The 13,254-nt window shown below is 55.0% G+C and carries 12 protein-coding genes and 1 pseudogene; 10 read left to right on the forward strand and 3 right to left on the reverse strand.

From position 1 onward, the window contains the following. Positions 1 to 3: 3 nt before the first annotated feature. Together arsC and JCR24_RS06250 are read left to right on the forward strand one after the other, a co-directional pair. Complete coding sequence (gene arsC / locus JCR24_RS06245; protein ID WP_011232692.1) at positions 4 to 423, forward strand: arsenate reductase (thioredoxin); 420 nt, start codon at positions 4 to 6, stop codon at positions 421 to 423. Between the two features lie 232 nt (positions 424 to 655). Then, positions 656 to 1,093 (forward strand): DUF4275 family protein, encoded by a 438-nt coding sequence (locus JCR24_RS06250; protein WP_150826036.1) that lies wholly within the window; start codon positions 656 to 658, stop codon positions 1,091 to 1,093. Between the two features lie 95 nt (positions 1,094 to 1,188). Here JCR24_RS06250 and JCR24_RS06255 read toward each other — a convergent pair whose 3' ends face one another. Then, positions 1,189 to 2,175, reverse strand: coding sequence for a Gfo/Idh/MocA family protein (locus JCR24_RS06255; RefSeq protein ID WP_238980307.1), 987 nt, complete (start codon positions 2,173 to 2,175; stop codon positions 1,189 to 1,191). A gap of 98 nt (positions 2,176 to 2,273) precedes the next feature. Then, positions 2,274 to 2,660, reverse strand: a complete 387-nt coding sequence (gene gloA2 / locus JCR24_RS06260) for an SMU1112c/YaeR family gloxylase I-like metalloprotein (protein ID WP_033011380.1) — start codon at positions 2,658 to 2,660, stop codon at positions 2,274 to 2,276. 516 nt (positions 2,661 to 3,176) lie between these two features. On the opposite strand from gloA2, the gene JCR24_RS06265 reads away from it, so the two are divergent. From JCR24_RS06265 to JCR24_RS06285, 5 genes and pseudogenes are all read left to right on the forward strand, one after another. After that, on the forward strand, positions 3,177 to 4,484 hold the full coding sequence (locus JCR24_RS06265) for a dihydrolipoamide acetyltransferase family protein (RefSeq protein ID WP_238980308.1): 1,308 nt from the start codon (positions 3,177 to 3,179) through the stop codon (positions 4,482 to 4,484). Positions 4,485 to 4,558: 74 nt separating this feature from the next. Further along, entirely contained in the window at positions 4,559 to 5,638 is a 1,080-nt protein-coding gene (pdhA, locus tag JCR24_RS06270) for a pyruvate dehydrogenase (acetyl-transferring) E1 component subunit alpha (RefSeq protein WP_238980309.1), read from the forward strand. Next, positions 5,639 to 6,616, forward strand: a complete 978-nt coding sequence (locus JCR24_RS06275; protein WP_041470605.1) for an alpha-ketoacid dehydrogenase subunit beta — start codon at positions 5,639 to 5,641, stop codon at positions 6,614 to 6,616. A 109-nt stretch (positions 6,617 to 6,725) separates the two neighbouring features. Next, the gene (locus tag JCR24_RS06280) at positions 6,726 to 8,093 is read left to right on the forward strand and encodes an FAD-binding oxidoreductase (protein ID WP_238980310.1); all 1,368 of its coding nucleotides are present in this window, start codon (positions 6,726 to 6,728) and stop codon (positions 8,091 to 8,093) included. Positions 8,094 to 8,466: 373 nt separating this feature from the next. Continuing rightward, positions 8,467 to 8,628: pseudogene (locus JCR24_RS06285) on the forward strand (family 1 glycosylhydrolase); the annotation flags it as partial. 43 nt (positions 8,629 to 8,671) lie between these two features. On the opposite strand, the gene JCR24_RS06290 reads toward JCR24_RS06285, so the two are convergent. Beyond that, positions 8,672 to 9,427 (reverse strand): MurR/RpiR family transcriptional regulator, encoded by a 756-nt coding sequence (locus tag JCR24_RS06290; protein WP_011232683.1) that lies wholly within the window; start codon positions 9,425 to 9,427, stop codon positions 8,672 to 8,674. Between the two features lie 124 nt (positions 9,428 to 9,551). On the opposite strand from JCR24_RS06290, the gene JCR24_RS06295 reads away from it, so the two are divergent. The 3 genes from JCR24_RS06295 to JCR24_RS06305 all read left to right on the forward strand — a co-directional run bounded on the left by JCR24_RS06295 (position 9,552) and on the right by JCR24_RS06305 (position 13,220). After that, positions 9,552 to 10,895 carry a 6-phospho-beta-glucosidase gene (locus tag JCR24_RS06295; protein ID WP_238980311.1) on the forward strand — a complete coding sequence of 448 codons (1,344 nt, stop codon included), beginning with the start codon at positions 9,552 to 9,554 and terminating at the stop codon, positions 10,893 to 10,895. Between the two features lie 213 nt (positions 10,896 to 11,108). After that, complete coding sequence (locus JCR24_RS06300; protein WP_023634299.1) at positions 11,109 to 11,987, forward strand: Rpn family recombination-promoting nuclease/putative transposase; 879 nt, start codon at positions 11,109 to 11,111, stop codon at positions 11,985 to 11,987. A gap of 219 nt (positions 11,988 to 12,206) precedes the next feature. Next, positions 12,207 to 13,220: a sugar-binding protein gene (locus JCR24_RS06305; RefSeq protein WP_238980312.1), complete on the forward strand. Its 1,014-nt coding sequence runs from the start codon at positions 12,207 to 12,209 to the stop codon at positions 13,218 to 13,220. Positions 13,221 to 13,254 lie beyond the last annotated feature (34 nt).

Here is a 13,254-nt window from a genome sequence, read left to right on the forward strand (position 1 = left end):
GCGATGAAGAAAAAAGTCATATACTTTTTATGCACCGGCAACTCGTGCCGCAGTCAAATGGCGGAAGGCTGGGCGAAACAACTTCTTGGTGAGGAATGGGAAGTGCACAGCGCCGGCATTGAAGCGCATGGCCTCAATCCGAATGCGGTGAAAGTGATGAAGGAAGTCGGCATCGACATTTCGAACCAAACGTCTGACGTCATCGACCCGGATCTCCTCAACCGCGCTGATTTGGTCGTGACGCTGTGCGGCCATGCGGCCGACCATTGCCCCGTCACCCCGCCGCACGTGAAGCGCGTCCATTGGGGCTTTGACGACCCGGCGAAAGCGGAAGGGACCGAAGAGGAGAAACTCGCGGTGTTCCGCCGCGTCCGCGATGAAATCGGCGCGCGCATCCGCCGGTTTGCCGAGACGGGGGAATAGGGGCGGTGCAGCGAGGCAGGCGCAAAGAGCGGGGAAACTGTCTTGCATAGGGTGCGCAGCAGCTGCTCGTCGAAGTGCGGCCGGAAACGGGGAAGTGGCTGGGCGGACGAAAACCGCTCGGCGTGACAAAGATGGTGAGAAGCCATCTTGTCGATCCACTGAACGTTTTGACAGACGAAATGAGCACATCGATGAAGGCGGTGCCACATTAGGTCACTGGAGGAGAAACCAAATGGAGTTATTTCATCAGTTAGCTCGCCGAAACATCAAAATCCGCAAACAGTCCGGTTTCGGAGCGCAATGGCGACAACAGTGGGAAGAGGTGTTTGCCGGCCATTTGACAGCGGAAGAAAAACAACACATCCACCTTCGTAATCGGAATGGAGTTAACGGCTACTTATGGCATGTGTTCAGCTATGGGATGAGAGGCTGTTTCACAGGAGAAGAAGCGGAAATGGCGTTTGATCAAGAAGAGAAAACGTGTTGCTATCTTTTCTTTCAACATGGCGACGATGCGTTCACCGTGGAGGATGCGTCCGGCTTGAAAGCCGCCGATCTGGCAACGGAAAACGACAAAATCGATCTATATGTGGTGGACAGCGAGTTCAACTGGACGTTTGTCATGACGCATGAAAGCGGATGGCTTGGCCCGTATTTTAGCAGAAGGTGACAGCCATGGCTTATCGGCGGCCAAGGAAATCCAATGAGACAGAAAGAAAAAGAGTTCCAACCGAGCCCCAGGAAGACTAGGTTGGAACCTTTTTATTATCGCTCGTCGGCCGGGAACACGATGCCGGTTTGTTTTCGCGCTTCGTCCATGATTTCCATCGTCCAAAGCGAATGGCGGTGCGAGTTGACGGACGATTCGCGTTCTCCGTTTTCGATCAAACGGATAAACTCTTGTGCTTCATAATACATCGGCGGCTTGTCCTGCGGCGCGGTGATGTCCTCGACGCGTCCGTCGCGGTAGCGGATTTCCGCTTTGGCTGGTGTGTGGATGGCGTCGATGATCATGTTTCCGTCTTCCCCTTGAATCTCCGAAGGCAAGTGTGAGTTCGTGATTTTCGAATAAAAGACGACCGCGTCCATGTCGCCGTAATCGAGCACGATCGAGCCCTCGCCATCAACGCCGGATTCGAGCTTCACGCTTTGCGCCTTCACGCTGCGGGGTTGGCCGAACAAAACGACCATCGGGTACAGGCAATAGACGCCAAGGTCCATCAACGCCCCGTTCGAGAGAGCGGGGTTGAAGGCGTTGAGCACCGTTCCTTGCTTATAGGCGTCATAGCGCGATGAGTATTGGCAATAGTTCGCCACATAGCGGCGGATGCGGCCGAGTTTCGGCAAGTGCTCGCGGATGGACCGGAAAGTGGGGAGCAGCGTCGCTTTCATCGCTTCCATCAATACGACGCCGTTTCGCTCCGCCGCTTCGATCATCGCTTTGACTTCTTTCGCATTGGAGGCGAGCGGTTTTTCGCATAAGACGTGCTTGCCGTGGTTCATGAGCCAAATCGCCTGCTCGGCATGAAGTGCGTTCGGGCTGGCAATATAGACGGCATCAATGCCGTCGCTTTCGGCCAGCTTTTGCAAGTCCGTGAACGTCCGCGGCGCCCCGACTTTGTCGGCAAACTGCTTTGCGGTCTCCTCGGTTCGCGAGTAGACCGCGGCGAGTTCGAAGGAATCGACGAGGCGCGCGGCGTCAAGAAATGCTTCGGTGATCCAGTTTGTGCCGATGGTTGCGAATCGAATCATGTTGTTTGGCCTCCTTCATTTGTATCGCCCCCATTGTACCACAAATCAACGGAGAGGCTTCGTTTTGTCATCGTCATGGAGCAAGTGTGCTTTTCTCTCTAGTTTTCATACAGCTCGATCGGCAGCCCGTCCGGATCTTGGAAGAAGGTGAATCGTTTGCCGGTCGCTTCATCAACGCGGACGGGTTCGGGATCGATGCCGTGTTGGCGCAAGTAGGCAATGGCTTCATCGAGGTTGTCCACCGCCAAAGCAAGATGGCGCAGTCCGCACGCTTCCGGGTAGCTTGGGCGCTTCGGCGGGTTTTCAAAGGAAAATAGCTCAAGCTGAATGCCGCCATCAGCCTCCAAATCGAGTTTGTACGAACGGCGCTCAGCGCGGTATTGCTCCCGGATGGGGCGAAATCCGAGAATTTCTGTATAAAATCGTTTTGATCGTTCATAGTCCGAGCAAATCAAAGCGATATGGTGAATCGTGGCAAGACGCATATTGCTTCCTCCTCTTATAAGACGAGTGATGTATTGCAAAATACCATTGAACTTATTCATTCTTCTTAGAGAAACCTCGTACAATTAACTTTTTTTGAACCATTTCCGCTCATTGGTACGAGACAGCCATGTTTCACGTCCTTCCATGTTTTTCGGAAAACTGCCTACCCATCACTGAAATCAGCAGCGGTTGAGCCCGTTCTCGGTGTTTCGGTCAAATCGAACCAAGAATTGTTATTTTGCGATAATAGAAGGGGTTGTCGATGCTTGTCGAAGCGGGCGAAAAATGTCTGCTCTCCTTATATTGACAGTTTGACAATCTATAGACTATCATAAATCTTGTAGGTTGGAAAATTTAAAATATTCATTTGATATTTTGGTAGAAAAAACGAATGGTCACCACGTTTTTTGTAAGCGCTTAACTTCTATGTTTCCTTATGATCGCCGCACCATCGATGCTGCACCATTGTTTTTGTTTCCAATCACAACATGAGAACAAGGGGAAGGGGATATCACATGATCTATGAATTTAAATTGCCCGACATCGGTGAAGGGCTGCATGAAGCGGAAATCATTCGCTGGCTTGTCCGGGAAGGGGATGTGGTCAAGGCGGATCAGCCGATTGCCGAAATTCAAACCGATAAGGCGATGGTCGAAATGACGACGCCGGTCGCTGGCAAAGTCGTGGCGCTTGCCGGACCGGAAGGGGCGACGGTGAAGGTTGGAGAGCCGTTGATTGTCGTGGAAACCGAGGCGTCGGTCGCGGGGGAAGCCGCGCCCATCGAAGATTCGGTTCGGGAGCCCGTGCCTGTTCTGCATGGAGAAACGCCTCGTCCTGCGCGCAAACGGGCGATTGCCGCGCCGTCTGTGCGCAAGCGGGCGCGGGAGATGGGTGTTCCGATCGATGAAGTGGAAGGAACGGGCGAAGGCGGTCGGGTGACGCTCGCCGATTTGGAGCGGTATGTCAGGGAGCGCGAGGCGGCCGCTTCGGTGGCGGAGGCGGCAAGAAGGGAAGCGAACGAAGCCGGCGTTCTGCCGACCGGCAGCGCGAGTGCGGCCGGAGGACGGCAGGAGAGTATAGCCTCATGGACATCCATCGCGAGTTTGGATGCGGTGTTTGAAGAAGAAGAGCGAATCCCGCTTCGAGGCTTGCGCAAAAAAATCGCCGAAAAAATGGTGAAATCGATGTACACGGCGCCGCATGTGACCGGCATGGACGAGGTGGACGTCACGAAGTTGGTGGAAATCCGCAAGCACCTTGCCAATCAATTGGCGGAAGAACGTATCAAACTGACGTATTTGCCGTTTATTATTAAAGCGGTGACAAGGGCGCTGAAGCAATATCCGATGTTTAACGCTTCGCTCGATGAAGAGACGAATGAAATCGTCTTGAAAAAGCGCTATCACATCGGCATCGCGACGGCGACGAAAGCCGGTCTCGTCGTCCCCGTCATCCGTGACGCCGATCAAAAATCGATCCGCGAGCTCGCCATCGAAATCGCGGAACTGTCAGAAAAAGCGCACCGCCAGGCGCTCCGCCTTGAGGAGCTGCAAGGAAGCACGTTTACGATCACGAGCACCGGGGCGGGCGGGGGCTGGTTTGCGACGCCGATCATCAACTATCCGGAAGTGGCGATTTTTGGGGCGCATGCGATCAAACGGCGCCCGGTTGTCGTCGGCGACGAAATTGTCATCCGCGATATGATGGGGATGTCGCTTACCTTTGACCACCGCGTCATTGACGGCGAGCCGGCCGGGCGGTTTATGCGGACGGTGGCCTACTATTTGGAAAATCCGGAAGTGCTGCTTTTGGATGTACGGTGATCATTCGATGCTTGCCTAAAAGCTGGGAGAGCGCGAAGTGAAGCGGCAATGAAAAAAGAGTGGGAGGGGACTCCATGTTTGATCCGGGCAAATTGCCGGTCGAGGTCGTGCAAATTTTGGACGAAAACGGAAACGGCGACGAGAGGCAGCTGGCGGCGTTTTCCGATGAGTGGCTGCTTCGTGCCTACCGGGAAATGCGGCGGGCGCGCGTCATTGATGAGCGGCTTTTGCGCATGCAGCGGCAAGGGCGGATCGGGACGTATGCCCCGTTTAGCGGTCAAGAGGCGGCGCAAATCGGCAGCGCCCTTGCGCTTCATAAAGACGATTGGATTTTCCCGAGCTACCGCGAAGTGGCGGTATGCTTGATGCATGGCATGCCGCTTGAGCAGTTTTTCCATTACGTGCAGGGCCGCTTGTCAGGGAAACGGATGCCGGAGGGAGTGAACATTTTCCCGACGCAAATCATCATCGCTGCTCAGACGCTTCATGCGGTCGGCTGCGCGTGGGCGTCGAAATTGAAGGGCGAACCGCACGTATCGGTGGCGTATTTCGGCGACGGGGCGACGTCAGAGGGCGATTTTCATGAAGCGATGAATTTTGCCGCGGTGTACAACGTGCCGGTCATCTTTTTCTGCCAAAACAACCAATACGCCATCAGCGTCCCGTACCGGAAGCAGACGGCCAGCCGGACGATCGCGCAAAAGGCGCTTGCGTACGGGATGAAAGGGGTGCTCGTTGACGGCAACGATGTGCTGGCGGTTTATGAAACGATGAAACAGGCGGTCGAAGCCGCCCGCCGCGGCGAGGGTCCTATGTTGATCGAGGCGCTCACCTATCGGCTTGGGCCGCACACGACGGCGGACGACCCGACGAAATACCGCCGGCCGGAAGAGGTGGAAGCATGGCGGACGAAAGATCCGCTTTACCGTCTGCGCGTGCTGCTTAAACGGCGCGGATTATGGACGGAAGCGCAAGAAGAAGCACTTGTCGCCCAAGTGAATGACGAAGTGACGGCGGCGTACGAGGCGGCCATCGCCAGCAAGTCCGGTTCGATTGTCGATGTATTCGATTACGTGTACAGCGAAGCGCCAACATTGCTTGCCGAGCAAAAAGACGAAGTGATGCGGCGCAAACAACGGAGCGGGGTGAGATAAATGGCGGAATTGACGATGATTGAAGCGATCAATGAAGCGATGCGCCAAGAGATGGAGCGCGATCCGCGCATCATCGTGCTGGGCGAAGATGTCGGCGAAAACGGCGGCGTCTTCCGGGCGACGGACGGGCTGCTTGCGCAGTTTGGCGAGGGGCGCGTGTTTGATACGCCGCTTGCGGAATCGGGCATTATCGGCACGTCTATTGGACTGGCGATCAACGGCATGCGCCCGATTGCCGAAATTCAGTTTCTCGGGTTTGTGTACCAGGCGATGGACCAGCTGGCGGCCCAGGCGGCGCGCATCCGCTTCCGCTCGGCCGGACGGTTTTCGTGCCCGATCGTCGTGCGCAGCCCGTACGGCGGCGGGGTGCGGACGCCGGAATTGCACTCCGATGCGTTGGAGGCGCTGTTTACCCATTCGCCGGGCTTAAAAGTCGTCATGCCGTCCAATCCGTACGATGCGAAAGGGCTGCTCATTTCCGCCATTCGCGACGAAGACCCGGTTCTGTTTCTGGAGCCGATGAAGCTGTATCGGGCGTTTCGCATGGAAGTGCCCGAAGAGCCGTACACGATTCCGCTCGGCCAAGCACGGGTTGTGAAAGAAGGAGACGATGTGACGATCATTGCTTGGGGGGCGACCGTGCCGCTTGCCGCCAAAGTCGCCGCCGAGATGGAAGCGAAAGGGGTCAGCGCGGAAGTGATCGACCTTCGCTGCCTGCAGCCGCTTGATCTTGATGCGATCATCGCCTCGGTGGAAAAAACGGGGCGGGTGATGATCGTCCATGAAGCGGTGAAAACGGGCGGGTTTGGCGCCGAAGTGGCGGCCTTGATCAGTGAGCGGGCGCTGTTTTCTCTATCAGCTCCAATCGTGCGCATCGCCGGCTACGACACGCCGTATCCGGTGCCGTCGGTGGAGGATGATTGGCTGCCGAACGCCGAACGCATCGTGGAAGGGATCGAAACGCTGTTGCGATACTAAACGAACCATGCCATCCGGGTCGATCGATCCACCATCAGAGTGCGTCAAGAGAAAAGGCGGCGCATCGATGGGTGGCGCCGCTTGATCCGATCGGGTGAGGAGGAGAACGATGAACGTATACGAATCACTGCTGGAATTGATCGGCGACCGCGAGCGGGTGAGCATCAATGAAACGGTGCTCGAACACCACAGCAAAGGCATCGCCTACCATGCGCCGCACAAGCCAGATGTCGTTGTCTTTCCGAAGACAGCGGAGGAAATCAGCCGGGTGATGGCGTTTGCCAACGAGCATCGCATTCCGGTCACACCGTTTGGCGCCGGCACGAGCTTGGAAGGGCACGTCATTCCGGTCCAAGGCGGGATTAGCCTCGATTTGACGTTGATGAACCACATCATTGACATTCGTCCCGATGATTTTTTGGCGATCGTCGAGCCCGGGGTGACGCGGCTGCAGCTGAATGAGGCGCTGAAGCGATACGGGTTGTTTTTCCCGGTCGATCCGGGGGCGGACGCGACGATCGGCGGCATGGCGGCGACGAACGCGAGCGGCACGAACTGCGTGAAATACGGCGTCATGCGCGATCAAGTGCTCGGATTAGAGGTGGTGCTCGCGGACGGTTCGGTCATGCAAACGGGCAGCTTGGCGGTGAAATCGTCGGCCGGCTATGACTTGACCGGCTTGTTCGTCGGATCGGAAGGGACGCTTGGCGTGTTCACCCGCCTCGTCGTCCGCCTGCACGGCATTCCAGAGGCGACGAACGCCATCAAAGTGTGCTTCCCGTCTCTCGAGACAGCGGCAGGGGCTGCGTTTGCCATTTTGCGGTCCGGCGTCGGCCCCGGCAAAATCGAGCTCGTGGACGAGGCGACGATCGCCGCGGTCAATGCGTACAAAAAAACCGATTATCCGGTGAAACCGACGTTGTTTATCGAGCTGAGCGGCAGCCCGTCAAGCGTCGAGGAAGGGACAAAGCTGGTCAACGAATTGTGCGAAGTGGAGGGGGCGGTTTCGTTTGTGGTCGAGACCGACTCGCTCGCCCGCGCGAAGCTGTGGGAAGCGCGCCACCATGCGGCGTTCGCCATTCAAGCCGCCTATCCAGGCAAGGCGATGCTCTCCACCGATGTGTGCGTGCCGCTGTCCGAGCTGCCGGGGGCGATCGCCGATACGCGCCGGCTTGTCAACGAGCAGAACATGACCGCCGCGATTTTCGGCCATGTCGGCGACGGCAATTACCATACGGTGCTTGCCTTTGACCCGAACGATGCGGCGGAAAGGGAACGGATTGAACAGGTGCATGCTCACATCGTCCGCTACGCCTTATCGCGCGGCGGCACGTGCACAGGCGAGCACGGCATCGGCATCGGCAAACGGGCGTTTTTGCGTGAAGAAAAAGGAGACGCCGTGCTTTGGATGAAACGGTTGAAACAGCTGTTTGACCCGAACGGCATTCTCAATCCGGGGAAAATCTTTTTGCCGTAACGCTTCATCTGTATGGCGGCTCGATGGATTAGGTTGAATATTTCTCCCAAACATAAATGGGCTGAAGACGGGCCTTTATGGGGAAAAGGGTGCTCTCAATGGAACGGAGCACCTTTTTCTTCTTGTGTTTCTCTACAAGGATGGAGAGTGCCGTTGCTCGCATTTTATGGAACGTCCTCACGGTTGCTTTTTGCATACTGCGCGCTTGCTTTTCTTATCCTTTTTGTAACAGTTTGTTACTCCGAAGAAACAATTGTTTTTCACGTTCGTCTCGTTACAAAAAGCCGCCGCGCCCTTTACTTTTTTCGCCAAACACGGTTTATTGGTGATAGAATGATTCATCGACGTTGTTGTGAGAAAGGAGACGATCTGAATGGAGCATCGCCATCTGAAACCGTTTCCGCCCGGGTTTTTATGGGGTGCAGCATCAGCTGCGTATCAAGTCGAAGGGGCGTGGAACGAAGATGGAAAAGGATTATCGGTATGGGATGTGTTTGCCAAACAGCCGGGCCGAACGTTTAAGGGAACAAATGGTATCAGCGTGTGATTGCGACGAACGGTGCCGAGCTGTAGCTTTGTCACCGCCCGCTCGGCCCGCGGTCAGTCTGCGTCGGCAGCAACCGGTACATTTCCTTCGCGAGCCGCTCAAGCAAATAAACGACCGGCAGTTGTGTTGTCACATCCGTCTGTCCCATCCGCTCGGCGGTGGCATAATACGTCAAGTTGTAGTCCGAGATGTTCGCGAGTGTGCAATGTTTCCGGTTGGTGATGCTGATGATCGTGCTGCCGTTTTCCTTGAACCGGTGCACTTGGGCGAGCGTATATGACGTCTCTCCAGACACCGACAAGGCGATCACGGCGCAGTTGTGGAAATAATGGCCGTAAATCGGAAAAAACGGGTCCTTGATGTAGACGGAAAACTTTTGAAAGGCAGAAAAATAGCGCGATCCGTATTCAGCCAAAATGCCGGAGCTGCCGGAGCCGACAAAAATCACGTGATCCGCCCGGGCGATCGCGGCTGCCGCATCCAGAATGGTCCGCTCGTAATCGGCGGTCAGCGTCCGTTCGAAAAATTCCTTAAGCGCCTCTTGACTGCTGATGATCGCGGTTCGCTTTGTCTCGCGCAAATACAGCTTCCATTTCGTTTTAAATTCACTGAACCCTTCGCATCCGACCTTTTTGCAAAAACGGAGCACAGTCGGCGGCGAGACATGGACGGCCTCGGCAAGCTCGCGAATGCGCATGTACGCGACTTCATGAGGATGTTTCATCACATAGTCGTAAATGGCGTAGTCGAGCTCGGAGAACTGGGCGATTTGTTCAGGAGTGAACATCGGGACACCTCGCTTTCATGGGACGGAACGTGCGATAGCTGGGAAAGGATGGCGCTTCCAAGCCCACTGGTTGATTCCTACATTGATTATACCATGCCCAACAGGGCGAAAGGGGAAGAGGAGTATGGATAAACGATTGAAAATGGCGACGATCGGCGGCGGGTCGAGCTACACGCCGGAATTGGTCGAAGGGTTGATCAAGCGTTATCATGAATTGCCGGTCGGGGAATTGTGGCTTGTCGATATTCCGGAAGGCAAAGAAAAACTCGAAATCGTTGGCGCACTGGCCAAACGGATGGTCGAAAAAGCCGGTGTGCCCCTTGAGATTCATTTGACACTAGACCGCCGCCGGGCCTTGGAAGGAGCAGACTTTGTTACGACGCAATTTCGTGTCGGCGGCCTAGAGGCACGGGCGAAAGACGAGCGCATCCCGCTCAAATACGGGGTGATCGGCCAGGAGACAAACGGCCCGGGCGGATTGTTTAAGGGATTGCGGACGATTCCGGTCATTTTGGACATCATTCGCGATATGGAAGAGCTTTGCCCTGATGCATGGCTGATCAACTTCACGAACCCGGCTGGGATGGTGACAGAAGCCGTTTTGCGCTACACGAAACAGGAAAAAGTGGTCGGGTTGTGCAACGTGCCGATCGGCATGCGCATGGGCGTCGCCAAGCTGCTTGGCGTTGATGCCGACCGCGTGCACATTGATTTTGCCGGCTTGAACCATATGGTGTTTGGCTTGCACGTCTATCTGGACGGCGTCGAGGTGACCGAAAAGGTGATTGATCTCGTCGCCCATCCAGACCGCTCCGGTGTGACGATGAAAAACATCGTTGACCTTGGCTGGGAGCCGGATTTCTTAAAAGGGTTGAAGGTGCTGCCTTGCCCGTACCACCGGTATTACTACCAAACAGACAAAATGCTCGCCGAGGAGCTGGAGGCGGCGAAAACGAAAGGGACGCGCGCCGAGGTTGTGCAGCAGCTCGAAAAAGAGCTGTTCGAGCTTTACAAAGACCCGAACTTGGCCATCAAGCCGCCGCAGCTCGAACAGCGTGGTGGGGCGTACTACAGCGACGCCGCGTGCAGCTTGATCAGCTCCATTTACAACGACAAGCGCGACATTCAGCCGGTCAACACGAGAAACAACGGCGCCATTGCGAGCATCCCTCCGGAATCGGCGGTGGAGGTAAACTGCGTCATCACGAAAGATGGACCGAAACCGATCGCCGTCGGCGATTTGCCGGTCGCGGTGCGTGGGCTCGTCCAGCAAATCAAGTCGTTCGAGCGCGTCGCTGCCGAGGCCGCGGTCACTGGCGACTACCAAACCGCGCTCGTCGCCATGACGATCAACCCGCTTGTCCCGTCTGACACCATCGCCAAACAAATGTTGGACGAAATGCTTGAAGCGCATAAAGAACATTTGCCGCAGTTTTTTAAACAGGCCAAAACAGTAGCTGGAAACTAAATCGTTTGGAAAAGCGATTGACAAAGCCGCCTGTCGCCGGGGCGGCTTTGTCATTTCATCGTGAAAAGCCGCACAACACAAGGGCTTTCTTCCCATTCACATTCCCCTTATTTTAGACAAAATCAATGCTTTTCACCAGCCTTTTCGGCAGGATTTTGCCCAAGGCGCGGCGAAGAAAATAAAGAAAGTTCAAATATCACAAGGAGGGAGACCGTGTCCGAAACGCGAATCGATCACGACCGGTTGTTTAAGGAGTTGCTGTCGACGTTTTTTGAAGAGTTTTTGCTTTTGTTTTTTCCGCACGTGTATGAACAAGTCGACTTCCGCCACGTCTCCTTTTTGTCCGAAGAGGTGTTTACGGATGTGGCGGCCGGCGAAAAGCACCGTGTGGATCTATTGGTGGAAACAAAATTGAAAGGGGGAGATGGGCTGATCATCGTCCATATCGAACACCAAAGTTACACGCAGCCGACGTTTCCCGAGCGCATGTTCATTTATGTCAGCCGTTTGTTTCAAAAATACCGCCGTCGCATTCTTCCCATTGCCATCTTCAGCTATGACGAACACCGCGATGAACCGTCCTCGTTCACCATCAAGTTTCCGTTCCTAACCGTTGTCGATTTCCGCTTTCTTACTGTTGAACTGCGCAAACAGCCATGGCGTGAGTACATTCGCCGCGACAACCCGGTCGCGGCCGCCTTGTTAAGCAAAATGGGGTATAATGAAAGTGAGAGAGTGGCAGTGAAAAGAGAATTTTTGCGCATGCTCGTCCGCTTGGAGCTTGATGAAGCGAAACAGCGGCTGTTGTTTGGATTTTTCGAGACGTATTTGACGCTGTCCGAACAAGAGGAAATCCAATTGCGAAACGAGGTGAACCAAATGGGAACGAAGGAAGCGAAAAAAGTGACGGATCTCATCGTGTCGTATGAGCAACGGGGGATGGAAAAGGGAATCGAAAAAGGAATCGAAAAAGGAATCGAAAAAGGCAAGATGGACATCGCGAAACGGATGCTAGGGAAAGGATATGATGTGCCAACGATTTGTGAATTGACTGGACTGTCGGTTGAGGCAGTGGAAAAGTTGAAAGGATAAACGAGTGGAGAGACCCCGTTCCGATGCAGCGAGCTTGTTTCGGAACGGTGTTTTTTTGCTCGCTCTGCACTTGATGATGGGCATGGCCATCGCCGCATGGCGAATGATGCCGGCCGGACTGACCCCTATTTGGATTTCATATAGATGCAATTCATCCATTTTCTTTTGTCTAGGCTAGCGCCCCGACGTTCGTGTACAATGGCGGTAGGAGGGATCAAGATGCGCGATTGGTGGAAACGGCTGTTTTACGGGGGCGGCATCGCCGCGCTGATTGGAAGCGCTTCCTTCACCGCCTATTGCGCTTGGAACGTGTATGCGTATCCGAAATCAGAAAAGGAACGGGTTCCGGAAACAACAAAAGAGGCCTATCATTTCGTGCTTGTGCCGGAGGAACTCGATAATGATTACTGGCGGCTCGTGGAAAAAGGAGCGAAAGCGGCGGCGAAAGAACTGGGGGTTGACCTCGAGTATATCGGCCCGCGGCAGGCGAATATTGATGAGCATTTGCGCATTTTGAAAAAAGCCGCGGCAGCGAAAGTCGATGGGATCATCACCCAAGGGTTGACGGAAGCGGAATTTGTCCCAGTGATTAACGAAATCACGGACAAGAATATTCCTGTGGTGACGATCGATACGGATGCTCCAACGAGCCGACGCGTCGCCTATGTGGGAACGGATAATTATTATGCCGGTTTTCTCGCGGGACGGGCGTTGGCTGAGGATACAAAGGGCAAGGCGACGGTCGCGATTATTACCGGCAGTTTGACGGCGGCGCACCAACAGCTGCGAGTGCGCGGATTTGAGGATGCAGTGAGACAGGAAAAAGGAATCCGCATCGTTGCCATCGAAGAGTCGCACATTACGCGTGTGCAAGCCGCGGAAAAGGCGTATACGATTTTGAAAAAGCACCCGGATGTGAATGCGTTTTACGGCACGAGCGCGCTTGATGCGATTGGCGTTGCCAAGGTGGTCGAGCAGTTTCATCGGGAGCAAAAGACGTATATTATTGGCTTTGACACGCTGCCGGAGACGATCCGCTATTTGCAAAAAGGAACGATTGCGGCGACGGTGGTGCAGGAGCCGTATGAAATGGGATACAAGGCTGTCAAAATGATGGCCGAGATCGTCGCCGGGAAAGACGTGCCGGTGGTGACGAATACGGAGACGAAAGTCATTCGGAAAAAAGACTTGCCGCTGCGCCCGGCGCGCAATTATGAGATCAACACGCCATGAAGGGGCCTGCCAGGCCTCCGTAGGGAGGGGGCTG

It is taken from the genome of Geobacillus sp. YHL (assembly GCF_022341265.1).
Lineage (GTDB): Bacteria > Bacillota > Bacilli > Bacillales > Anoxybacillaceae > Geobacillus > Geobacillus thermoleovorans.

What these genes read in the sequence shown, in the direction of transcription:
- arsC (WP_011232692.1), top strand. Translation starts at nt 4, where the DNA reads ATGAAGAAAAAAGTCATATACTTTTTATGCACCGGCAACTCGTGCCGC.
- JCR24_RS06250 (WP_150826036.1), top strand. Translation starts at nt 656, where the DNA reads ATGGAGTTATTTCATCAGTTAGCTCGCCGAAACATCAAAATCCGCAAA.
- JCR24_RS06255 (WP_238980307.1), bottom strand. Translation starts at nt 2,175, where the DNA reads ATGATTCGATTCGCAACCATCGGCACAAACTGGATCACCGAAGCATTT.
- gloA2 (WP_033011380.1), bottom strand. Translation starts at nt 2,660, where the DNA reads ATGCGTCTTGCCACGATTCACCATATCGCTTTGATTTGCTCGGACTAT.
- JCR24_RS06265 (WP_238980308.1), top strand. Translation starts at nt 3,177, where the DNA reads ATGATCTATGAATTTAAATTGCCCGACATCGGTGAAGGGCTGCATGAA.
- pdhA (WP_238980309.1), top strand. Translation starts at nt 4,559, where the DNA reads ATGTTTGATCCGGGCAAATTGCCGGTCGAGGTCGTGCAAATTTTGGAC.
- JCR24_RS06275 (WP_041470605.1), top strand. Translation starts at nt 5,639, where the DNA reads ATGGCGGAATTGACGATGATTGAAGCGATCAATGAAGCGATGCGCCAA.
- JCR24_RS06280 (WP_238980310.1), top strand. Translation starts at nt 6,726, where the DNA reads ATGAACGTATACGAATCACTGCTGGAATTGATCGGCGACCGCGAGCGG.
- JCR24_RS06290 (WP_011232683.1), bottom strand. Translation starts at nt 9,427, where the DNA reads ATGTTCACTCCTGAACAAATCGCCCAGTTCTCCGAGCTCGACTACGCC.
- JCR24_RS06295 (WP_238980311.1), top strand. Translation starts at nt 9,552, where the DNA reads ATGGATAAACGATTGAAAATGGCGACGATCGGCGGCGGGTCGAGCTAC.
- JCR24_RS06305 (WP_238980312.1), top strand. Translation starts at nt 12,207, where the DNA reads ATGCGCGATTGGTGGAAACGGCTGTTTTACGGGGGCGGCATCGCCGCG.